Annotated in this window: 19 protein-coding genes; 9 read left to right on the plus strand and 10 right to left on the minus strand. The window is 58.2% G+C overall.

Translation table 11 applies throughout. The annotated features are described in order from the left end of the window. Positions 1 to 56: 56 nt before the first annotated feature. The 6 genes from GOW09_RS10460 to GOW09_RS10485 all read right to left on the minus strand — a co-directional run bounded on the left by GOW09_RS10460 (position 57) and on the right by GOW09_RS10485 (position 6,078). Complete coding sequence (locus tag GOW09_RS10460) at positions 57 to 1,052, minus strand: ABC transporter ATP-binding protein (protein ID WP_171118040.1); 996 nt, start codon at positions 1,050 to 1,052, stop codon at positions 57 to 59. Further along, a complete protein-coding gene (locus GOW09_RS10465; RefSeq protein ID WP_152460520.1) occupies positions 1,049 to 2,083 on the minus strand; it encodes a Gfo/Idh/MocA family protein in 1,035 nt (344 codons plus the stop codon). The genes GOW09_RS10460 and GOW09_RS10465 overlap by 4 nt, the downstream gene beginning before the upstream one ends. After that, positions 2,080 to 2,919 (minus strand): carbohydrate ABC transporter permease, encoded by an 840-nt coding sequence (locus GOW09_RS10470; protein WP_171118042.1) that lies wholly within the window; start codon positions 2,917 to 2,919, stop codon positions 2,080 to 2,082. Before GOW09_RS10470 ends, GOW09_RS10465 begins: the two co-directional genes overlap by 4 nt. Before the next feature lie 10 nt (positions 2,920 to 2,929). Continuing rightward, positions 2,930 to 3,844: a carbohydrate ABC transporter permease gene (locus GOW09_RS10475; RefSeq protein WP_171118044.1), complete on the minus strand. Its 915-nt coding sequence runs from the start codon at positions 3,842 to 3,844 to the stop codon at positions 2,930 to 2,932. 63 nt (positions 3,845 to 3,907) lie between these two features. Further along, positions 3,908 to 5,158 carry an ABC transporter substrate-binding protein gene (locus GOW09_RS10480; RefSeq protein WP_171118046.1) on the minus strand — a complete coding sequence of 417 codons (1,251 nt, stop codon included), beginning with the start codon at positions 5,156 to 5,158 and terminating at the stop codon, positions 3,908 to 3,910. Further along, positions 5,155 to 6,078 (minus strand): N-acetylmuramic acid 6-phosphate etherase, encoded by a 924-nt coding sequence (locus GOW09_RS10485; RefSeq protein WP_171118048.1) that lies wholly within the window; start codon positions 6,076 to 6,078, stop codon positions 5,155 to 5,157. The genes GOW09_RS10480 and GOW09_RS10485 overlap by 4 nt, the downstream gene beginning before the upstream one ends. Before the next feature lie 158 nt (positions 6,079 to 6,236). On the opposite strand from GOW09_RS10485, the gene GOW09_RS10490 reads away from it, so the two are divergent. The 5 genes from GOW09_RS10490 (at position 6,237) to GOW09_RS10510 (ending at position 11,091) form a co-directional block, all read left to right on the plus strand. After that, on the plus strand, positions 6,237 to 7,124 hold the full coding sequence (locus tag GOW09_RS10490) for a BadF/BadG/BcrA/BcrD ATPase family protein (RefSeq protein ID WP_171118050.1): 888 nt from the start codon (positions 6,237 to 6,239) through the stop codon (positions 7,122 to 7,124). Continuing rightward, complete coding sequence (locus tag GOW09_RS10495) at positions 7,111 to 7,866, plus strand: GntR family transcriptional regulator (protein WP_171118052.1); 756 nt, start codon at positions 7,111 to 7,113, stop codon at positions 7,864 to 7,866. Before GOW09_RS10490 ends, GOW09_RS10495 begins: the two co-directional genes overlap by 14 nt. Positions 7,867 to 7,878: 12 nt before the next feature. Beyond that, positions 7,879 to 8,907 (plus strand): SIS domain-containing protein, encoded by a 1,029-nt coding sequence (locus tag GOW09_RS10500; protein WP_171118054.1) that lies wholly within the window; start codon positions 7,879 to 7,881, stop codon positions 8,905 to 8,907. Continuing rightward, positions 8,904 to 10,037 (plus strand): N-acetylglucosamine-6-phosphate deacetylase, encoded by a 1,134-nt coding sequence (gene nagA / locus GOW09_RS10505; protein WP_171118056.1) that lies wholly within the window; start codon positions 8,904 to 8,906, stop codon positions 10,035 to 10,037. Before GOW09_RS10500 ends, nagA begins: the two co-directional genes overlap by 4 nt. A 181-nt stretch (positions 10,038 to 10,218) precedes the next feature. Continuing rightward, a complete protein-coding gene (locus tag GOW09_RS10510; RefSeq protein WP_171118058.1) occupies positions 10,219 to 11,091 on the plus strand; it encodes a bifunctional allantoicase/(S)-ureidoglycine aminohydrolase in 873 nt (290 codons plus the stop codon). Here GOW09_RS10510 and bhcR read toward each other — a convergent pair. Continuing rightward, entirely contained in the window at positions 11,069 to 11,917 is an 849-nt protein-coding gene (bhcR, locus tag GOW09_RS10515) for an HTH-type transcriptional regulator BhcR (RefSeq protein ID WP_171118060.1), read from the minus strand. The two genes, GOW09_RS10510 and bhcR, sit on opposite strands and share 23 nt — an antisense overlap. A 169-nt stretch (positions 11,918 to 12,086) precedes the next feature. On the opposite strand from bhcR, the gene bhcA reads away from it, so the two are divergent. The 4 genes from bhcA to bhcD all read left to right on the plus strand — a co-directional run bounded on the left by bhcA (position 12,087) and on the right by bhcD (position 16,518). Beyond that, entirely contained in the window at positions 12,087 to 13,277 is a 1,191-nt protein-coding gene (bhcA, locus tag GOW09_RS10520; RefSeq protein ID WP_171118062.1) for an L-aspartate--glyoxylate aminotransferase BhcA, read from the plus strand. Continuing rightward, positions 13,277 to 14,245 (plus strand): beta-hydroxyaspartate dehydratase BhcB, encoded by a 969-nt coding sequence (gene bhcB, locus GOW09_RS10525; protein ID WP_171118065.1) that lies wholly within the window; start codon positions 13,277 to 13,279, stop codon positions 14,243 to 14,245. The genes bhcA and bhcB overlap by 1 nt, the downstream gene beginning before the upstream one ends. A gap of 27 nt (positions 14,246 to 14,272) precedes the next feature. Continuing rightward, a complete protein-coding gene (gene bhcC / locus GOW09_RS10530; RefSeq protein WP_152460532.1) occupies positions 14,273 to 15,436 on the plus strand; it encodes a 3-hydroxy-D-aspartate aldolase BhcC in 1,164 nt (387 codons plus the stop codon). Between the two features lie 116 nt (positions 15,437 to 15,552). Next, entirely contained in the window at positions 15,553 to 16,518 is a 966-nt protein-coding gene (gene bhcD, locus GOW09_RS10535; RefSeq protein ID WP_171118067.1) for an iminosuccinate reductase BhcD, read from the plus strand. A gap of 166 nt (positions 16,519 to 16,684) precedes the next feature. On the opposite strand, the gene GOW09_RS10540 is transcribed toward bhcD, so the two are convergent. From GOW09_RS10540 to puuE, 3 genes are read right to left on the minus strand one after another with little or no spacing between them, the layout of a single operon-like run. Beyond that, positions 16,685 to 18,109 (minus strand): uracil-xanthine permease family protein, encoded by a 1,425-nt coding sequence (locus tag GOW09_RS10540; RefSeq protein ID WP_171118069.1) that lies wholly within the window; start codon positions 18,107 to 18,109, stop codon positions 16,685 to 16,687. 53 nt (positions 18,110 to 18,162) lie between these two features. After that, positions 18,163 to 18,648, minus strand: a complete 486-nt coding sequence (locus tag GOW09_RS10545; protein WP_171118071.1) for an ureidoglycolate lyase — start codon at positions 18,646 to 18,648, stop codon at positions 18,163 to 18,165. Further along, a complete protein-coding gene (gene puuE, locus GOW09_RS10550) occupies positions 18,645 to 20,057 on the minus strand; it encodes an allantoinase PuuE (protein WP_371808046.1) in 1,413 nt (470 codons plus the stop codon). The genes GOW09_RS10545 and puuE overlap by 4 nt, the downstream gene beginning before the upstream one ends. Positions 20,058 to 20,111 lie beyond the last annotated feature (54 nt).

Consider the following 20,111-nt stretch of genomic DNA (forward strand, 5'->3'; position numbering starts at 1 on the left):
GCGCTGCATCGAAAACTCGGCTGACTTCGGCCCCCAGAGTCCTGCGTCAGTGAGTGTCACGCGAGACGCGCACCCTGTGCGTCGAAGCGATAGACCCTGCCCGGAGAATACCCAAATCGGATGCTCTGACCGGCTTCAACCTGATGCTGCCCGAACAGGCGCGCGGTGATCTGGTGATCCTGCATCATGGCAATCACGTTGGTGTCACCGCCCAAATGCTCGACATGGGTGACGTTTGCGATCACCGGACCGTCGTCAGACAAAAACAGGTCTTCCGGCCGGATACCCGTTGTAATTTCTGCGCTTTCGCCGATCATGCTGGCAGGAAAGAAATTCATCGACGGCGCCCCAAGAAAACCGGCCACGAACTGGTTGGCAGGATTGTTGTAAAGCTCCATCGGGCTGCCGACCTGTTCCACACGCCCGTCGCGCAGAACGACGATTTTATCGGCAAGAGTCATTGCCTCGGTCTGGTCATGGGTCACGTAGATCATCGAAGCGTCAAGCTGACGGTGCAGGTTCGCAATTTCCAACCGTGTATTCATACGCAGAGCCGCATCGAGATTGGACAGAGGCTCGTCGAACAGGAACAGCTTTGGTTCCCGGACGATGGCACGACCGATGGCGACGCGCTGGCGCTGACCACCGGACAGTTCGGAAGGATACCGGTCAAGGTAAGGTTCAAGGTTCAGCATCTTGCTTGCCCTTTCGACACGCTCGTCGATGACCTGCCTGCTCTGGCCCTCCTGTTTCAGCGCCAATGACATGTTCTTGCGCACGTTCAAGTGGGGATAGAGAGCGTAACTCTGGAACACCATCGCGATACCGCGTTTCGAAGGCGGGGTGAGATTCATGAGCTCTCCGCCGATGCGCACTTCGCCCGACGTCACATCCTCGAGCCCCGCGATGACACGCAGAAGGGTGGATTTGCCACAGCCCGAGGGGCCGACGAAGACGACGAATTCACCCTCGTCAACGTCGATGTTGATATCCTTTAAGACCTCGACGGTGCCGAAGGATTTGTTCACGTTTTGCAGCGTCAGGGCGGTCATGTGCGTGCCTCTTTCAGCGATATGGGTTGGCCGGTACGGATGCTTTCATCAGCGGCCAGGCAGATGGCCAGCGATTGCACGGCATCGTTCATGTGGCGGGTCAGATCGATATCTTCGGCGATGGCGCGCAGCATATAGGCTTGCTCGGCATCGCAGAGTTGCTGATGGCCGGGCTCATCCGGCATCTCGATTATCCGGTCGCCGTCAGGGCGGTGGACCAGAAGGCCGCCAACCTTGGTGTGGCCGTCGATATCCGCGGATGCGCCCTTGTTGCCATCCGTGATTGAAACCGATCCGTTGGGGGACACGATATCTTTCACGAAAAAGGCGGTCTCGGACATCATCGGGCCCCAGCCAGCCTCGTACCAGCCGACCGAGCCGTCTTCGAAAATCACCTGAAACTGGCCGTAATTGTACATGTCTTCGGCAATCTCATCACTCAGGCGCAGGCCCATGCCATGCACGCGGACGGGATCGGAATCGGTGATCTGGCACATCACATCGACGTAATGCACGCCGCAATCGACGATAGGCGATGTCGTCTGCATCAAGGCCTTGTGGGTTTCCCATTCGGCCCCGCTGCTTTGCTGGTTCAGGTTCAGACGGAAGACATACGGCCCGCCGAGATCGCGCGCCTCCGAGATCAGTCGCATCCATGACGGGTGGTGCCGCAGAATATATCCAATCACCAGTTTCCGGCCGGTTTCCACTGCTTTTGCGACCACGCGTCTGGCGTCCGCAACCGTCGTGGCCAGTGGCTTTTCAACAAAGACATGCGCACCTGCTTCCATTGCGGCGCAGGCGAAGTCTGCGTGGCTGTCGGAATAGGTTGCGACGACGACCAAATCGGGGTTTGTCTCGGCCAGTGCCGCCTGAAAATCCGAAAAGGCCGGATAGCCTGATAGGTCGTGATGGTCTACTTGACCTGTGCGGTTGACCAGCCCCACGATCCGTGCGTCGGGGTGGCGATGATGGGCCAAGGCATGGCTCAGGCCCATGTTGCCAAGACCAGCGATCAGTACCCGGGTCATTTGACAGCTCCTGAGGTGATACCGCGGATCAGCTGGCGCGAGAAGATGACGTAGAGCACCAGAACCGGCAGGATCGCCATGCTGAGCGCGGACAGAACCGCGTTCCAGTCGGTCACAAACTGGCCGATGAAGACCTGGCTGCCCAACGTCAGGGTTTTGGTCTCTTCAGCGGGTGCCAGGATCAAGGGGAACCAGAGATCGTTCCAGATCGGGATCATGTTGAACACGGCGACGGTCGCCATGGCAGGCCGGACCAGAGGCAGCACCAACCGGAAAAAGATCGTGTATTCCGAAAGCCCATCGATGCGCCCCGCATTCTTCAGGTCATCACTGACCTGGCGCATGAACTCGGACAGGATGAACACCGCCAGCGGCAAACCCTGTGCCGTGTAGACGAAGATCAGGGCCCAAAGCGTGTTCACAAGCCCTGTGGCGACCATCATCTCCAGGATCGCCACGGTGCCGATGCGGATCGGAATCATGATCCCAAGCGCCAGATAGAGCCCCATCAACATGTTGCCCTTGAACCGGTATTCGCTGAGGGCAAAGGCGGCCATGGCGCCGAACAGAAGGATAAAGGCCAGTGAAACAACGGTGACGATCAGCGAGTTCTGAAAGTAGAGAAAGAAATCCCCCTGCTTCATCACGGTCTGGTAGCCGATCAAGGAAAAGCTTTCGGCATCAGGCAAGGCAAGCGGCTCGCGAAAGATGGCACGGCGCGTTTTGAAGCTGTTGATGATGATCACGAAAACCGGAAACAGGGCGATCAGAGTGTAAAGGATCAGCGCACCATGCATTGCGACGGTGTTCAGTGGATTCGAGCGTGCCTTGTTCATTGCAGAGCCCTCACAGCTGATACCGGCGCATCCGGGTCTGGATGCCGAAAAGGTAAATGCAAACACCCACAAGGATGATGGCGAACATGGCGCCGGCAATGGCAGATCCCATATACGGATCACCCAGTTGCAGCTGGAAGCCAAAGAACGTGCGGTACATGAAAGTGCCCAGGATGTCGGTCGAAAAATCCGGCCCCGCCAGCGCGCCCTGAGAGACATAGATCAGGTCAAACGCGTTGAAATTGCCCACGAATGTGAGGATCGAGATGATCCCGATCGAGGGCAGGATCAGCGGCAGTTTTATTTTCCAGAAAGCCGAAGCTCCTGTGATCCCGTCGATCTCTCCGGCTTCAAGAATTTCTTCGGGGATCGACAGAAGGGCCGCATAGATCAGCATCATCGGGATGCCGACAAATTGCCAGACCGAGACAAGCGCCAGAGTTGTCAGCGCGTATTCTTCCTTGCCCAGCCAAGGCGCGAACAGGGATTTCAAGCCAACCGCGTCCAACATCGAGGGCGCAATCCCCCAAAGCGGAGACAGGATCAGTTTCCAGGCAAAACCCACGATCACGAAGCTCAGGATCGTCGGAATGAAAATGGCCGACCGGTACAGTGCGGCAAAGCGCAGCCTCGGGTGTGACAGGATCGCGGCCAAAGCGATGCCGATGGGGTTCTGCACCAGCATGTGAATCAGGAAGAACCAGAAGTTGTTGCCCAGCGCATTCCAGAATTGCTCGGACCAGAGCGGATCAAGGAACAAGGTTCGGAAATTCTCCAACCCCACATACACACGCGCCTGATCGACTTCGGTAAACAGCGCAAGGCGGAGCGTGTTGAACAAGGGCAGGATCATCACCGCCGTGTAAACCAGCACCGCAGGTGCAAGAAAAACGGCGATGTGCCAGCGTATGCGGCGGGTCTGCATGGGGATCTCCGGGGAAAAGGTGCCGGACGCGACGGGCCGCGTCCGGAGAGAGTGGTTCAGGTCTTACTGATGCGGTGCGAACCAGCTGGCCAGCCCGTCTTGCAGTTTCTTGCCCAAAGCCTCGGGGCTTTCGGTGCCCTTGATGGCTGCAACGGATGCACCCCAGGTCTCGTTTTCGAGGTTGGGCGTGCCACGTGACAGGATCTGATAGGTCGAACGGATGGTGCTCTCGCACTCATCCCGCCATCCGACGATTTCCTTGGCAAGGGGATCTTCCAGTTCAACCGGAGTATTGGACAAAGGGAAGAAACCGGGAACCGCATTGCCGAAGATACTGGCGAATTCCGGGCTTGCGACCCAGGCCAGGAACGTGCGGGCAGCCTCCTGGTTTTCACTGGCAGCGTTCAGACCGATGCCGATATCTGTATGGTCCGAGATATAGCAGGTGTCACCGGCATTTTGGACCGGCGGCTTGAAGGCGCCCATCTCAAAATCTGCCTGCGTGTTGAAACCTGCAATCTCCCAGCTGCCCGCCGGGTAAATTGCAGCGCGGCCCAAAGTGAACAGGTTCTGGCTGTCGGGATAGGTCTGCGCCTCATATCCGTCACCCAGATAATCGGCCCATTTCGCCAAAGTGGCAAAGGGCGCGACCCACTGAGGGTCGGTCAGTTTCTGCTCGCCCCGGATCAATGCCAGACGGCCTTCTTCACCTTTCCAGTAGTTCGGGCCGATATTGTTATAGCCCATCGTTGCGGCTTCCCACTGGTCATTGGTGCCCATTGCCATCGGAATATAGGTGCCGTCTTCCTTGATCTTGTCCAACACTTCAAAGAATTCTGCCTCGGTGGTCGGAACCTCCAGACCCAGTTCGTTGAACGCATCCTTGTTGTAGATGAAACCGTGGATCACCGATGCCATCGGAACACAAAAACTGGCCGACCCATCGTCAGTCTGCCACGCCGATTTGGCTACGTCCGAGAAATTGTCCATCGCATCCAGATCGGACAGGTCGGTCAGATGGCCCGCTTCGTACAGCGCCAGAGAAGCATCGAACGGGCGGCAGGTGATCAGATCACCGGCGGATCCGGCTTCCAGTTTGGAGTTCAGAACCGCGTTGTACTCCGCCGGGGCCGAAGGCGAGAAAACAACTTTGATACCTGGATTGGCCGCCTCGAATGCAGGGATGATCTTTTCCTGCCAGAGAGCGAGATCATCGTTGCGCCAGCTTTCGATCGTCAGCGTGGCGTCTTGCGCATAGGCGCTTGTGACCAGCGCCGTGCTCATCAGAGCCAGGCTCAGAACTTTGCGTTTCATTTGGTTTCTCCCAGTTTGCTATGTTCGTTATCTTCATTCAGCCGGTTCATCGCATGACGCAGACGGCCATTCGTTTCAGCCAGTCGCTTTTGTGCATCCTCTGCCGATACGGCACCTGCGGCGACAAGTGCCGCGCATTTCAGGTTCCCATTCGCGGCCCTCAGGGCATCATCAGCACGTTCAGGTGATACGCCGGTAAGCTGGCACACGATTCCGTTGGCGCGTGCGCGCAGTTTGTCATTGTCCGCCCGCAGATTGATCATCATGCCGTCCTGAATATGCCCAAGCTCGATGGCCATCAGCGTCGACAACGTGTTGAGGGCTATTTTCTGCGCAGTGCCCGCCCCCATCCGGGTTGAGCCAGAGATCAATTCCGGAGGGGTCGCAAGCAGAACCGCATGGTCCGCCAATTGCAACAATTGCGAGCCCGCGTTGTTTGCAATCCCGATCACGGGCGTCCCCCGGTCGCGCGCCAGTTTTGCGGCAGCGACGGTATAAGGTGTGGTGCCGCTGGCCGAGACCGCGATGAGCGTATCGTTGGCAACCATATCCGACACCTCTTGCGCCAGCCCATCAACAGCGTCCTCTACATCCCCCGGCATGTCTGCCGTGGTCGGCATTCCACCCGCCATATGAATGCGGATCTGCTGCGACGGGATGGAAAAGGTTCCGCCAAGCTCCAGCGCGTCCGAGGCCGCCATGAGGCCGGAAGACCCCGCCGCAAGATACCGAAGCTTGCCGCCCGACCGGATCGTCTGGGCCATGGCGGTCGCCCCGCTACAAATCGGACCAAGCGCATCAAGCACTGCCGTTGCCGCTGACACCTGCGACCGCGCCAGCAGGCCGGCCACTTCGGCCAGCGGACGGGTATCAAGCCCATGCGCATCCTGATGCAATTGCTCTGTTGCAGGCGTAATCAAGTGATTCTCCCCCAAGAACTCTCGATATCATACCTTTTAAATACCATTAGTCTACCATTTATTTTTTTCTACATTTTTGGCCAAAATAGCATGAAATTCGCCGCTTTGGTCACAATTAGGACTTCAAAACACGCAAAAGGTATTATAAAGGTCTGTATATGGTAAAGTCATCAAAACCCATGCTCCTGGCCGCCGACGGAGGTGGAACGCGCTGCCGCGTCGCCGCTTTTGTTGATGGCAAGACACACAGGGTCGAAGTCGGCGCGGCAAACGTGTCCACGGATTTCGAGGCCGCCTGCATCGAGCTGCGGCGCGGTCTGGAAGCTCTGGCCGTTCAGACGGGCCGTTCGCCCGATGAGCTTGCGCAAGCGCCCGCCTATCTGGGCCTGGCCGGGATAACAGGTGACGCGATTGCCCGGAAACTTGCGACGGCATTGCCATTTCGGCACGTCCGGATCGAAGATGATCGCGCAGCAGCTTTGCGCGGCGCATTGGGGGCCAGGGACGGGTTTGTCGCACATTGCGGTACCGGTTCTTTTGTCGCAATGCAAAGGGGTGGCACGATGAAATTTGCCGGCGGATGGGGCCCTGTTCTGGGCGATCAGGCTTCCGCGCAATGGGTTGGCAAACGGGCGCTGGCGAAGACGCTGGAGCAAACGGACGGCACGACCGGCCCTTCGGCATTGGCGCAGGATCTGCTGTCTCGATTTGGCGATGCCGCAGGAATTGTACGGGCCGCCGCTGACATGACGCCATCGGACTTTGGCGCCCTTGCCCCGCTTGTGACCGAGCTTTCCAATCGCGGGGACGACTTGGCCAGATCCATCCTGCAGGACGGTGCGGGCTATCTGATCGAGGTGATGAAGAAAATGGGCTGGAATGTTGGCCTGCCCGTTTGTCTGACCGGCGGAATTGGCCCTCTTTACGCGCCGTACCTGCCCGCGGACATGCAATCTGCTCTGGTCGAGCCCGCAGGCGATCCACTGTCCGGCGCACTTGCATTGGCACAGGCGTATCTGGAGGAAATCGAACATGAACATAGCTGATTTCCTGCGGCCCGAAGGATGGTTGGGGCACAGCTCGGGCCCGCGCTATGTACAGCTCCGTCAACGCCTTGAACAAGGGATCAAGGACGGCATCCTGCCTCCCAACAGTTCGCTGCCCCCTGAAAGAGAAATCGCCGAGATCACCGACCTGTCCCGTGTGACCGTGCGCAAGGCGATTCATGAACTGGTGCGCAAAGGTGCAATAGAGCAAAGACAAGGGTCTGGGTCCTTTGTTCGCGAACCCGTAGCGAAGGTTGAACAATCGCTGTCCCATCTGACATCGTTCACCGAAGACATGGAGCGGCGCGGGCTCAAGACGACCTCGACATGGCTGGAACGTGGGGTTTTCCTGCCATCCCCGGAAGAAATGATGGCATTGGGCTTGTCGGCAAATGAACAGGTCGCGCGTATCTACCGCCTGCGAGAGGCAGGAGGACGCCCGATGGCGTTGGAAAAAGCGGCCCTTCCGCTCGATATCCTGCCGAACCCCACCGAAGTGACGGGGTCGCTTTACTCTGTTCTTGAACAATCTGGTCTGCGACCGGTGCGCGCGATCCAGAAAATCTCGGCCATCAACCTCGAACCGCCAGAAGCAGAGCTTCTGGATGTTGCGGAAGGTACGGCCGGGCTTCGGATTCAACGCACTTCATATCTGCAAAGCGGGCGGGTCGCTGAATTGACCCGCTCGATCTACCGCGGTGACGCCTATGACTTTGTGGCCGAGCTGCGCCTGTCAAATTGAAAGCCTGGGAAAATGCCTGACACAACCACTCAGATGCGGCGCGAGATCGATGAGATTCCCGACGCCGTAGACCGCCTTCTGACCGAAGGTGCAGATTTGATCGCGCAAACCGCCGACGAGATCCGGGCCCGCGACCCGCGGTTCCTGATCTCGGTGGCGCGCGGATCCTCGGATCATGCGTGCAGTTTTCTGAAATACGCCTCGGAACTGTTGCTTGGTTTGCCGATGGCTTCGGTCGGACCGTCGGTGAAATCCATCTACGGGGTCGACATGCGTTGCGAGGATGCAATCTGCATCTCAGTCTCACAATCCGGTCAGAGCCCGGATATCGTGCAGCTCACGCAGTCGCTCACATCCGGCGGGGCTTACTCGGTCGCGATCACGAACAACCCTGCCTCTGCCCTGGCCGAGGCGGCTGCGGCAACACTGCCCATTCACGCGGGCCCCGAACTGAGCGTGGCGGCGACAAAGACATTCGTGACGTCTCTGGTCGCCGGGCTGTGGCTGATTGCGCAGGTGAAGCGCGATGATCACCTGCTACGCGCAATCCATGGGCTGCCGGACAGTTTGTCGACCGCAATCGCCTGCGACTGGAGCGCCGTGGCGGACGCGGTCGACGGTCGGTCTTTGTTTACCTTGGGTCGGGGCCTGTCTTTGGCAATCTCCAACGAAGCCGCGTTGAAATTCAAGGAAACCTGCCAGATCCACGCAGAAAGCTATTCGGCGGCCGAGGTTCTGCACGGCCCGGTTTCCATCGTGGATCAGGGCTTTCCCGTGCTTGCCCTGTCGTCCGGGGATGCAGCAGAGGACAATCTGGCCGAAGTTGCGGACGCACTGGCGTCCAAAGGCGCTGTGGTTTTCGCCACAACCGGCCGCGTGAAACACGCCACAGAACTGCCCCATGTCCGGACGTCGCATTGGATGACGGACCCGATACCGACAATCGCTGCGTTTTATGGAATGGTGGAAAAGGTGGCCACACAACGCGGGATCGACCCGGACACACCACGCCATCTGAAAAAAGTGACGGAAACGGTATGACCAGCTCTACTGTTACTTTTGCGGGCGGCCCGATCTTCGATGGCACTGAATTGCGTGAAGGACACGCCGCACGGTTCAGAAACGGCGTGCTGGATGCGTTGCTACCTGAGGCCCAGATCACACAGGATGACCAGATCGAGGATCTGCATGGCGACATCCTCAGCCCCGGCTATGCGGACTTGCAGGTCAACGGCGGCGGGGGCGTGATGTTCAACGACGATCCATCGGTTCACACGCTGACCCAAATCGCCAGCGCTCATCGCGCGCTGGGTGCCACTCGCATCCTGCCAACCCTGATCACGGACACGGCCGAGAAAACCCGGGCCGCGATTGATGCCGCCATCAAGGCCGTTCAGACGGGTGTTTCGGGCATTGCGGGCCTGCATCTGGAAGGTCCGCACCTGTCTGTGCGACGCAAGGGTGCACATGATGCCGCCCTGATCCGCCCGATGCAGCAAACCGATCTGGAGATTCTGATCGACGCTGCAAAACACCTGCCTGCATTGATGGTCACGCTGGCGCCCGAAAGCACAACTCTGCAACAGGTTGAAGCATTGAAGCGCGCGGGAGTCATCGTTTCTCTGGGGCATACGGACGCGCCTTTTGAAACCTGCCTGGCGTTTTCAAGGGCCGGGGCGCAGTGCGCAACGCATCTGTTCAATGCAATGAGCCAGCTTGGCAGCCGTGAACCGGGACTGGTCGGCGCGGCTCTATCCTGCGGGTCGTTATCGGCGGGCTTGATCGCGGATGGCATCCACGTTCATCCCGATACGATGCGGATTGCCTGGGCCGCCAAACGCGGACCAGGGCGGATTTTCCTTGTCAGCGATGCGATGGCAGTCGCCGGAACGTCACTGAGCAAGTTTCAGTTGGAAGGACGCCGCATCCGGCGGGAAAACGGCAGGCTGACTTTGGAGGATGGCACTCTGGCCGGGGCAGACTTGTGCCTGACAAAGGCGGTGCGGGTTCTGACGGAACAAGCAGAGATCCCCGTTCAGGATGCACTCGCCGCAGCGACAAGCGTTCCGCTTGGGATGATTTCCGGTAAAAGCACAGGACTGAAATCTGACCTGTCGCAGGTGATACGGATTGCCCCGGATCTGTCCGGGGTCAGACCGGTGCAACCCTGACCCAATCCTCGTTGATCCGACCGGCTGCGCAGCGCGCGCGATGCCAATGCTGCATGCGTTTGTTGGCGGCCGAATTCTGATTTTTCAAATCTTCACGAATAGAGCTGTCAACTTTTTGCGGGTGGTCCGCCCCGATCCTTCGGCGCATATTTCAGGCATATGACATTTTTCAGGAGCATGCATGACCGCCAAGTATTATTCTCCACACGGTGGGCATCCTGGTCAGGAGCAATTGCTGACTGACCGCGCCGTATTTACTGACGCTTATGCAGTGATCCCAAAGGGAACGATGCGGGATATCGTGACCAGTTTTCTGCCGTTTTGGGACGACACCCGCTTATGGGTGATATCACGCCCGCTCAGCGGCTTTGCTGAAACCTTTTCGCAATACATCATGGAGGTTCAGCCCGGCGGTGGCTCTGACCGGCCCGAGACCGATCCCGAAGCCGAAGGCGTTTTGTTCGTGGTCGAAGGTACAGCGACCTTGACGGCCGACGGCGCGACCCATGAGCTGACGCCCGGCGGCTATGCCTACCTGCCCGCTGAATGCAACTGGACCTTACGAAACCGAGGCGGTGAGACCCTGCGCTTCCATTGGATTCGAAAGGCTTATGAAGCGGTGGAAGGGCTTGACCGCCCGGACGTTCTGGTTCTCAACGAAAATGAGATCACGCCGACGCCGATGCCCGGAACCGACGGCAAATGGGCCACGACGCGCTTTGTCGATCCAAGTGACCTGCGGCACGATATGCACGTGACCGTGGTGACTTTCGAGCCCGGCGCCGTCATTCCTTTCCTTGAAACACATGTGATGGAACATGGTCTGTATGTTCTTGAGGGAAAGGCCGTCTACAGGCTGAACAATGATTGGGTAGAGGTCGAGGCCGGCGATTACATGTGGTTGCGCGCGTTCTGCCCGCAGGCCTGCTATGCAGGCGGGCCGGGTAAGTTCCGTTACCTGCTGTACAAAGACGTGAACCGTCATATGGCATTGCGGCCGGGGCCAGCGGCTTATCCGCAGCACCGGCGTCTCAGGACAGCGGCGCAGAAATAGTCCCGCCGATGGCCAGAGTTAACTGACGCGCCGCCTCGATGACGGGGCGGCTTAGGCGTGCGATTTCGGCTTCGCTGACGCGGCTTGTCGGTCCGGATACCGAAATCCCGGCTACAGCCTCTCGGTTGATGTCGAAGACCGGCGCAGCGATACATCGCATACCCATATTTTTTTCTTCGTTGTCTATCGAGAAGCCCTGTGCCCTGACCATGGCAAGATCTTCTTTCAGCGCGGCCGGGCTGGTAATCGACCGGTCCGTGAAGGCCCGCAGTTCCGTCTTGGCCAACAGCCGGTCCAGCCGATCTTCATCCATATATGCCAACAAAGCTTTCCCGATGCCCGATGCGTGCATCGGAGACAGCGTGCCCGGAGGGAAAAACGCCCGGATGCTGGCATGGGTTTCCACCTGGCTCAGGAACAACACCATTCCTTCTTTTTCGACCCCAAGGTTTGCGGTCTCGCCGGTGGCCTCCATCAGCTTTCGCATCACGGGTCGGGCCCGGTCCACAAGGCTGGTGCGACGCAGAAAGCGCGAGCCGATTACGAACGCACGAGGACCGATGTGCCAGACCTGCTCGTCATGATCGAACTCGACAAGTCCCCTGCCCTCAAGCGTAACGAGAATTCGATAAACTGTGGCGGGCGACTGGCCCATTTCGTCGGACAGCGCAGTTAACGCCTTGCCCTGCGCTTCACTCAAATACTCAAAAACTTCCATCGCACGGTCCAGAGATTTGATCGTGTTTTGCGCTGTCTTGTCGTCCCATCCCCGTGGTCTTCCACGGGCTTTTCTGCGGACTTCGCGAGTATTGTCTTGAGAATCCATAAAAACCCTTTGATCATTCGTGAAAGACTAATTCATGATATGAAAAATATAACACACTGACAATTATAAATTAAATTCAAAACGTGGTGTTTCGAAAGTCTTTTTCAAAAATATATCGGGCAGAACGGCTAGAACTTATTGTGTGGTCAACAACGGAAGGAGACCACCCATGAGCTTTCAAAATCCCGTTTTCATTCCGGGCCCGACCAATATCCCCGAAAGCCTTCGCAAGGCTTGCGACATGCCCACGATCGATCACCGCTCGCCACTGTTCGGGCAAATCCTACATCCAGCGCGCGCGGGTGTTCAGAAAGTACTGAAAAGCAACAGCGCCGAAGTCTTCATCTTCCCGTCGACCGGAACAGGAGGCTGGGAGACCGCGCTGACCAACACCCTGTCGGCCGGTGACAAGGTTCTGGCGGCACGCAACGGCATGTTCAGCCATCGCTGGATCGATATGTGCCAGCGCCACGGTCTGAACGTCGAGATCGTCGAAACCCCTTGGGGCGAAGGTCTGCCAGCCGATCGTTACGAAGAGATCCTGACCGCCGACACAAGCCACGAAATCAAGGCTGTTCTTGCCACGCACAACGAAACGGCGACCGGTGTGAAATCGGATATTGCCGCTGTACGCAAGGCTCTGAATGCTGCCGGGCACCCCGCAATGCTGTTCGTCGATGGTGTTTCATCGATCGGATCCATGGATTTCCGTTTTGACGAATGGGGCGTTGATGTGGCCGTCACGGGTTCGCAGAAAGGGTTCATGTTGCCTGCGGGCCTTGCCATCGTCGGGTTCAGCCAGCGGGCAATGGACGCGACCAGCACAGGGACCCTGCCCCGCACCTTCTTTGACGTGCACGACATGGCGAAAGGCTATACCAACAGCGCATACCCCTACACACCTGCGGTTGGCTTGATGAATGGCCTCAATCAGGCCTGTGACATGCTGCTGGGTGAAGGTTTGGAAAACGTCTTTGCCCGGCATCACCGTATTGCCGAAGGCGTACGTGCCGCCGTGGGCGCCTGGGGGCTGGACCTGTGCGCGGCGGACCCATCGGTATACTCTGACACCGTCAGCGCGATCCGTACGCCAAACGGTTTCAACGCCACCGATATTGTCACGCACGCGGCAGAAAAATATGGCGTTGCCTTCGGTGTCGGCCTTGGCGAGGTCGCGGGCAAGGTATTCCGCATCGGGCATCTGGGAAGCCTGACGGATGTCATGGCCCTGTCCGGGATTGCCACTGCTGAAATGTGCATGGTCGACTTGGGCCTGAACATCCAGTTGGGCTCGGGCGTGGCGGCCGCGCAGGAATACTATCGCGGTCATTCGGGCGCCATTCAAAAGGACGCCGCGTGATGAAGGACTGCAACATGTACATCCCGACCTACGAGGACATGCTGGCGGCACATGATCGGATTGAACCCTTCATCCGCCGCACACCGGTACGTACTTCGGACTTTCTGAACGAGCTGAGCGGTGCACAGCTGTTCTTCAAATGTGAAAACTTTCAGGAACCGGGCGCCTTCAAGGTTCGCGGCGCTGCAAACGCCGTGTTTGGCCTTGATGACGATCAGGCCAAGAAAGGCGTTGCAACCCATTCTTCGGGCAACCACGCCTCGTGCCTGTCCTATGCGGCAATGAAGCGGGGCATACCGTGCAACGTCGTCATGCCACGCACTGCGCCACAGACCAAGAAAGACACGGTGCGGCGCTATGGTGGGAAGATCACGGAATGTGAGCCCTCCACCTCGTCGCGCGAAGCAACCTTTGCCGAGGTTCAGGCCGCCACGGGCGGGGACTTCGTGCACCCCTACAACGATCCGCGGGTGATTGCCGGGCAAGGCACCTGTTCGCGCGAGCTCATCGAGCAGACCGACGGTCTGGATGCGGTTGTAGCACCTATCGGCGGCGGCGGCATGGTGTCCGGCACCTGTCTGACACTGTCGACGCTCGCCCCGGAAACCGCGATCATCGCGGCGGAACCGGAACAGGCCGACGATGCCTATCGCAGCTTCAAAGCCGGCCACATCATCGCGGATGACGCACCCAAGACGATTGCCGACGGGCTGCTGGTTCCACTGAAAGAGCTGACCTGGCATTTCGTGTCGAACCATGTCTCTGAAATCTACACGGCCTCAGAGCAAGAGATCATCGATGCGATGAAGCTGACGTGGAAACACCTTCGGATCGTGATGGAACCATCTTCGGCCGTTCCGCTGGCCACGATCCTGAAGAACCCGGACGCATTCAAAGGCAAGCGTGTCGGTCTGATCATAACCGGGGGCAATGTCGATCTGGACAGGCTGCCCTGGCTGAACGCGTGACATCAATCCCGACATAGGAATACGGAAATGAAAGATATGACCAATCTCGACGAATTCGAAGTAGGCTTTGACATTCCGGCCAAGCCCGGAATGGATGAAGCAGATATCCAGACCCCTAGCTTGGTGCTGGATCTCGATGCGCTTGAGCGCAACATCAAGAAGATGGGCGACTATGCCAAGGCGCACGGCATGCGCCACCGCGTGCATGGAAAAATGCACAAATCGGTAGACGTGGCCAAGTTGCAGGAGAAGATCGGAGGCGCCGTTGGCGTCTGCTGCCAGAAAGTTTCAGAGGCCGAAGTGTTCGTGCGCGGTGGTATCAAGGACGTTCTGGTCTCGAACCAGGTTCGCGACCCCGCCAAGATCGACCGTCTTGCCAGCTTGCCAAAGTTGGGCAGCCGCATCATCGTCTGTGTCGATGATCTGGACAATGTCGCGGATCTTTCAGGCGCAGCGGTGGATCACGGAACACAGTTGGAGGTCTTCGTCGAAATCGACTGCGGCGCTGGCCGGTGCGGTGTGACGACAACATCCGACGTGATCGAAATCGCCAAAGCGGTCGAAGCAGCCGAGAACCTGAAATTCACCGGCATTCAGGCCTATCAGGGCGCAATGCAGCACCTCGACAGCTATGAGGCGCGCAAGGAAAAGCTCGACACCGCAATTTCGATGGTAAAAGACGCGGTTGAAGGCCTCAAAGCCGAAGGCATCGAATGCGAATTGGTCTCGGGCGGCGGCACCGGCTCATATTACTTCGAATCAAACTCGGGCGTGTACAACGAACTGCAATGCGGGTCCTACGCCTTCATGGACGCCGATTATGGCCGGATCCTGGACAAGGACGGCAACCGGATCGATCAAGGCGAGTGGGAAAACGCATTCTTCATCCTGACCAGCGTCATGAGCCACGCTAAGGCGGACAAGGCGATCGTCGATGCGGGCCTCAAGGCGCAATCGGTGGACAGCGGTCTGCCCGTTATCTTCGGCCGAGATGATGTCGAGTACATCAAATGTTCGGACGAACACGGCGTCGTGATGGACCCGAACGGTGTGCTGAAGGTCAACGACAAGCTCAGGCTGGTTCCGGGGCACTGCGACCCAACCGCAAATGTACATGATTGGTATGTCGGCGTTCGCAACGGCAAGGTCGAGACCGTCTGGCCCGTATCCGCCCGCGGACGCGCTTATTGATTCGAACTTGCTCTGTTTGGGAGGGCTGGCTCGGAAGCAGCCAGACAGCCGCCCGCGTGTATGCTCTCCTTCCGGCAGTGGCACGCGGGCGCACGAATGTTTGATTGGAGAATGAAATGCTGATCGTACCCGAGCGTGAGATCGCTGACCTTATGACCCGACAAGCGGCTTTTGACGCGGTCGAACAGGTCTTTGCCGCAATGGCGTCCGGCGACGCCTACAACTTCCCTGTCGTGCGTGAAGCCATCGGGCACGAAGATGCACTATACGGCTTCAAAGGGGGGTTTGACCGCGCCGGCCTGACGCTGGGACTGAAGGCGGGCGGCTATTGGCCGAACAATCTGGAAAAACGCGGGCTGATCAACCACCAGTCCACCGTTTTTCTTTTCGACCCCGACACGGGCAAGCCATCTGCGATGGTCGGCGGCAACCTTCTCACGGCCCTTCGAACGGCGGCAGCATCATCGGTATCGATCAAGCATCTCGCACGCAGGGACGCCAAGGTCATAGGCATGATAGGCGCTGGCCACCAGGCAGCCTTTCAGCTTCGCGCGGCACTGGAGCAGCGCGCCTTTGAAAAGGTCATTGGCTGGAACTACCACCCTGAAATGCTGCCGAATATCGAGAAGGTCGCCAATGAAGCCGGCGTTCCGTTCCAGGCGGTCGAGCTTGACGAAATGACTGAGGCGGATGTGATCATTTCGATCACTTCGGCCTTTGCGCCCTCGCTGATGGCGAACCATGTCAGCCCCGGAACTCATATCGCCTGCATGGGCACGGACACTAAAGGAAAACAGGAAGTCGAAGCCGCCCTTCTGGCCAGGGCAAGCGTGTTCACGGACGAAGTCGCGCAATCCGTCAGCATCGGTGAAGCGCAGCACGCGGTGGCCGAAGGCCTGATCCAAGAAAGCGATGTGGCGCAGCTTGGCGCGGTCATCAACGGCACCGATCCGGGCCGGATATCGGACAATCAGATCACGCTGTTCGATGGCACGGGGGTTGGCCTTCAAGATCTTGCGGTCGCTGCGTCCGTGGTTGACCTCGCCGTTCGGAAAGGGGTCGCGATCGAGGTCGATTTCTGAAGCCAGACGGCGACACCTTCTTGGGCATTGTCTCGGCGGTCCTTTTGGGCAGAGAGCTTTTGACAGCAGATCTCCATTAAATGGTGACCAAAAAATGAAACGCGGCGCGCCAAGGCGCGCCGCTTCATGTTTTTTCCAGGAAGATCAGTGTATCAGGCCGAACGCATCAGACGTGGTCGTCTTGCTCGATGGACCCAAGACCATGTCCGGCCATGCCGCCCGAGACCTCTTCCGTCGCTTCGTCGGAAAGTTCTTCGGGAAGCACCAGATTCAATACAATGGCGATGACGGCGGCGGGCAGGATTCCTGATGTCGCCAGAACCTTCAATGTGCCGGGCAAGTATTGCAACGCGTTGGGTTCCAGTTGCAAACCCAGTCCAAGGCTCAGGGCGATTGCAAAAATCACCATGTTGCGCCGGTTCCAGTTCACGTCCGACAGCATCGAGACCCCTGCGGCAACAACCATGCCAAACATCACGATCACACCGCCGCCAAGAACCTCAATCGGAATGGACGAGATTATCGCCCCGATTTTGGGGATAAGCCCACAAACGATCAGGAAAAGCGCGCCGATGGTCACGACCATGCGGCTCATGACTCCGGTCATGGCAATCAACCCGACATTCTGGCTGAACGACGTGTTGGGCAGCGCCCCAAACAGGCCAGAGATCGCAGTACCAAGACCATCTGCATAGGTCGCGCCCTGTATTTCCTTGTCGGTGGCTTCTCGGCCAGCGCCCCCTTTGGTGATACCGGATACGTCCCCAACGGTTTCAACGGCGGAAACAAAAGACATTGCACAGAAACCGATGATGGCCGCGACCGAGAATTCAAGACCAAAATGCAAGGGGTTCGGCAGAGCAAAGGATGCCGCGTTGCCGACGTTGCCCAGATTCACTTGGCCAAGTAGGAAGGCCACGGCATATCCGACCAGCAGTCCGATCAGAACCGCCGACACCGACAACATGCCCCGGGCAAAGAATTTCAGGCCAAGCGTGACCACGATTACGGTTCCGGCCATGAACCAGTTCAGACCCGAGCCATATTCCTCGGTACCTATGGCGGGCACACCGCCGGCGGCATATTGGATGCCGACTTTGACAAGTGCCAGGCCGATCATGGTCACCACAAGGCCCGTAACCAGCGGCGGAAGAGCAAAGCGAATACGTCCAATGAACAACCCGAGGAATGCGTGGAACAATCCACCAACAACGATACCGCCCATCAGAACGGCAATGGCGTCGACGCCCTTTCCAACCACCAGCGGGATCATGATCGGGATGAAGGCAAACGAAGTCCCCTGCACGATGGGCAGCCGGGCACCGACCGGGCCTATGCCAACAGATTGAAACAACGTGGCGACGCCCGCGAAGAACATCGACATCTGGATCATGTAGATCATCTGCGGAAAATCGGGGCTGTTCGAGCCAAAGCCGAAACCGGCCGCGCCGCAAACGATAATGGCTGGCGTGACGTTGGACACGAACATCGCCAGCACATGCTGAATTCCAAGCGGCACCGCCTTCAACAGCGGCGGAGTATAATTCGGATCGCGGAGTTGTTCCGGCGATCCGATGGATGCATCTGACATTTGGTCTTTCCTCCCTTGAGGTTCGCAGCCGGCTCCTCTTCCGGCAACGCGCCTCATTCTGTGATTTCAATCGCCTCCTCGAACCAATGCTCTTCGAGGTTGGGCCCGGCTCCAATTCGGTCGACCACCGCAAAAAGTCCGGGCGCATGAAGCGGGGTCAGAACGCCATGCCAGGTATTGCGATGATAATTCACTCCCTGTCCGGGCGCTGTTTTGAAGGCGATGGGCCGCCCGGGTGTTCCGTTTTCATCCGGGGCCACAACCACGACAAATGGCTTGTCCGACAAAGGCAAAAAGGCTTGGCTGCCATCCGGATGGCGTTCAACCATTTCCAACTTGATCGGCAGGCTGAAGGCTTCGGACTGAAACACGCTGATACCCGCGCGCCCATCGTGGAAATCCAACACGGCCCGGTCGTGATAGCGGGCGCATCTACCCTGATTAATAAGCTTGTCCGCCTGGCCAGCCGCCTCGATGACATCGCCGAAAGGTGCAAATGCCTCTGACGTCAAGGGGCGGAGTTTCAAGGCAGCCGTCATTGCGCGAACTTCTCGATCAGGCGCAATTCGGCAATGCGCTCGACCTGATGGCAGGCTTCGGCAAATTCGCTGTCGCGGTCATTGTCGATGCGACGGCGAAAGGCTTCCAGAATGCTGGCCTTGGTGTTGTCTTTGACGGCAATGATGAAAGGAAAGCCGAACTTGGTCGTGTAGGCTTCGTTCAACGCCGTGAACGTTGCGCGTTCTTCATCGGTCAGCATGTCCAGACCCGCACCGGCCTGTTCCGCGGTGCTTTCCTTGGTCAGGCGGCCGGCGGCGGCCAGCTTGCCCGCCAGGTCCGGGTGGGCTGTCAGAACGCCAAGGCGCTGCTCGGGCGAGGCGGAACGGAACACACGCGCCAGCGCGTTGTGGACACCAGCGGCATTGTCATGCGTCGGGCCCAGTTCCAGTTCATACGCACCTTCGGCAATCCACGGGCTATGCTCGAACACGCCGCCGAATTCCAACACGAAGGTTGGTCGATCCATTTCGGACGGGGTCAGCCGTTGCACCGGTGGGTGTTCCCTGGCCCAGTGGTCGGCAATCTGCTCGCGCGTTGCGAACCAGACACCGTCGTGGTTTCTGAAATAATCAAGTGCGCGTTTCAGCGCCATGGCGCGACCCGGGCGACCGATCAGACGGCAGTGCAACCCAATCGAGAGCATCTTGGGCGCGCCCGCCTCACCCTCGGCATAGAGCATGTCAAAACTGTCTTTCAGATAGCTTTCGAATTGTTCCCCATTGGTGAACCCAGCCTGGATTGCAAAGCGCATATCGTTGCAGTCCAGTGTATAGGGCATGATCAGTTGATCCTTGCCCCCTGCCTTGATCCAATATGGCAGATCGTCGGCGTAGCTGTCGGCGATATAGGCAAAGTCGCCTTCCTTGGCGGCCAGTTCGACCGTATTCATCGAACAGCGGCCGGTATACCAACCACGGGGCGGCTGACCTGTAACCTCTGTGTGCAGGCGGATTGCTTCGCGGATCTGGGAACGTTCTTCTTCTGCGCCCATGTCCTTGTGTTCAATCCACTTCAAACCGTGGCTGGCGATCTCCCAACCGGCATGCTTCATCGCCGCAACCTGTGCAGGTGCACGCGCCAAAGCAGTTGCAACACCGTAGACGGTAACAGGCAGATCCTGCAAAAGGCGATGCACGCGCCAGAACCCCGCGCGGCTGCCGTATTCATAGATCGATTCCATGTTCCAATGCCGTTGCCCCGGCCAAGGGGCGGCTCCGGTGATCTCGGACAGAAACGCTTCGGATGCGGCATCGCCGTGCAGAACGTTGTTTTCACCGCCCTCTTCGTAATTCAGCACGATCTGAATGGCGATTTTGGCGTCGTTCGGCCAGTTTGCTTTGGGAACTTGCCCACCGTAACCGGTCATGTCTCGTGGATAAGGCTTCACATCGGTTTCCTTCTTCTTGAATTGATCAATACCCCAGATAATCAAAGATGTTTT

This window comes from Ruegeria sp. HKCCA5463 (assembly GCF_013034175.1).
In the GTDB taxonomy this organism is placed as follows: domain Bacteria; phylum Pseudomonadota; class Alphaproteobacteria; order Rhodobacterales; family Rhodobacteraceae; genus Ruegeria.

What these genes read in the sequence shown, in the direction of transcription:
- bhcB (WP_171118065.1), top strand. Translation starts at nt 13,277, where the DNA reads ATGAAGGACTGCAACATGTACATCCCGACCTACGAGGACATGCTGGCG.
- GOW09_RS10500 (WP_171118054.1), top strand. Translation starts at nt 7,879, where the DNA reads ATGCCTGACACAACCACTCAGATGCGGCGCGAGATCGATGAGATTCCC.
- nagA (WP_171118056.1), top strand. Translation starts at nt 8,904, where the DNA reads ATGACCAGCTCTACTGTTACTTTTGCGGGCGGCCCGATCTTCGATGGC.
- GOW09_RS10475 (WP_171118044.1), bottom strand. Translation starts at nt 3,844, where the DNA reads ATGCAGACCCGCCGCATACGCTGGCACATCGCCGTTTTTCTTGCACCT.
- GOW09_RS10465 (WP_152460520.1), bottom strand. Translation starts at nt 2,083, where the DNA reads ATGACCCGGGTACTGATCGCTGGTCTTGGCAACATGGGCCTGAGCCAT.
- bhcD (WP_171118067.1), top strand. Translation starts at nt 15,553, where the DNA reads ATGCTGATCGTACCCGAGCGTGAGATCGCTGACCTTATGACCCGACAA.
- GOW09_RS10540 (WP_171118069.1), bottom strand. Translation starts at nt 18,109, where the DNA reads ATGTCAGATGCATCCATCGGATCGCCGGAACAACTCCGCGATCCGAAT.
- bhcC (WP_152460532.1), top strand. Translation starts at nt 14,273, where the DNA reads ATGAAAGATATGACCAATCTCGACGAATTCGAAGTAGGCTTTGACATT.
- GOW09_RS10470 (WP_171118042.1), bottom strand. Translation starts at nt 2,919, where the DNA reads ATGAACAAGGCACGCTCGAATCCACTGAACACCGTCGCAATGCATGGT.
- bhcR (WP_171118060.1), bottom strand. Translation starts at nt 11,917, where the DNA reads ATGGATTCTCAAGACAATACTCGCGAAGTCCGCAGAAAAGCCCGTGGA.
- GOW09_RS10545 (WP_171118071.1), bottom strand. Translation starts at nt 18,648, where the DNA reads ATGACGGCTGCCTTGAAACTCCGCCCCTTGACGTCAGAGGCATTTGCA.
- GOW09_RS10510 (WP_171118058.1), top strand. Translation starts at nt 10,219, where the DNA reads ATGACCGCCAAGTATTATTCTCCACACGGTGGGCATCCTGGTCAGGAG.
- GOW09_RS10480 (WP_171118046.1), bottom strand. Translation starts at nt 5,158, where the DNA reads ATGAAACGCAAAGTTCTGAGCCTGGCTCTGATGAGCACGGCGCTGGTC.
- GOW09_RS10495 (WP_171118052.1), top strand. Translation starts at nt 7,111, where the DNA reads ATGAACATAGCTGATTTCCTGCGGCCCGAAGGATGGTTGGGGCACAGC.
- GOW09_RS10460 (WP_171118040.1), bottom strand. Translation starts at nt 1,052, where the DNA reads ATGACCGCCCTGACGCTGCAAAACGTGAACAAATCCTTCGGCACCGTC.
- GOW09_RS10490 (WP_171118050.1), top strand. Translation starts at nt 6,237, where the DNA reads ATGGTAAAGTCATCAAAACCCATGCTCCTGGCCGCCGACGGAGGTGGA.
- bhcA (WP_171118062.1), top strand. Translation starts at nt 12,087, where the DNA reads ATGAGCTTTCAAAATCCCGTTTTCATTCCGGGCCCGACCAATATCCCC.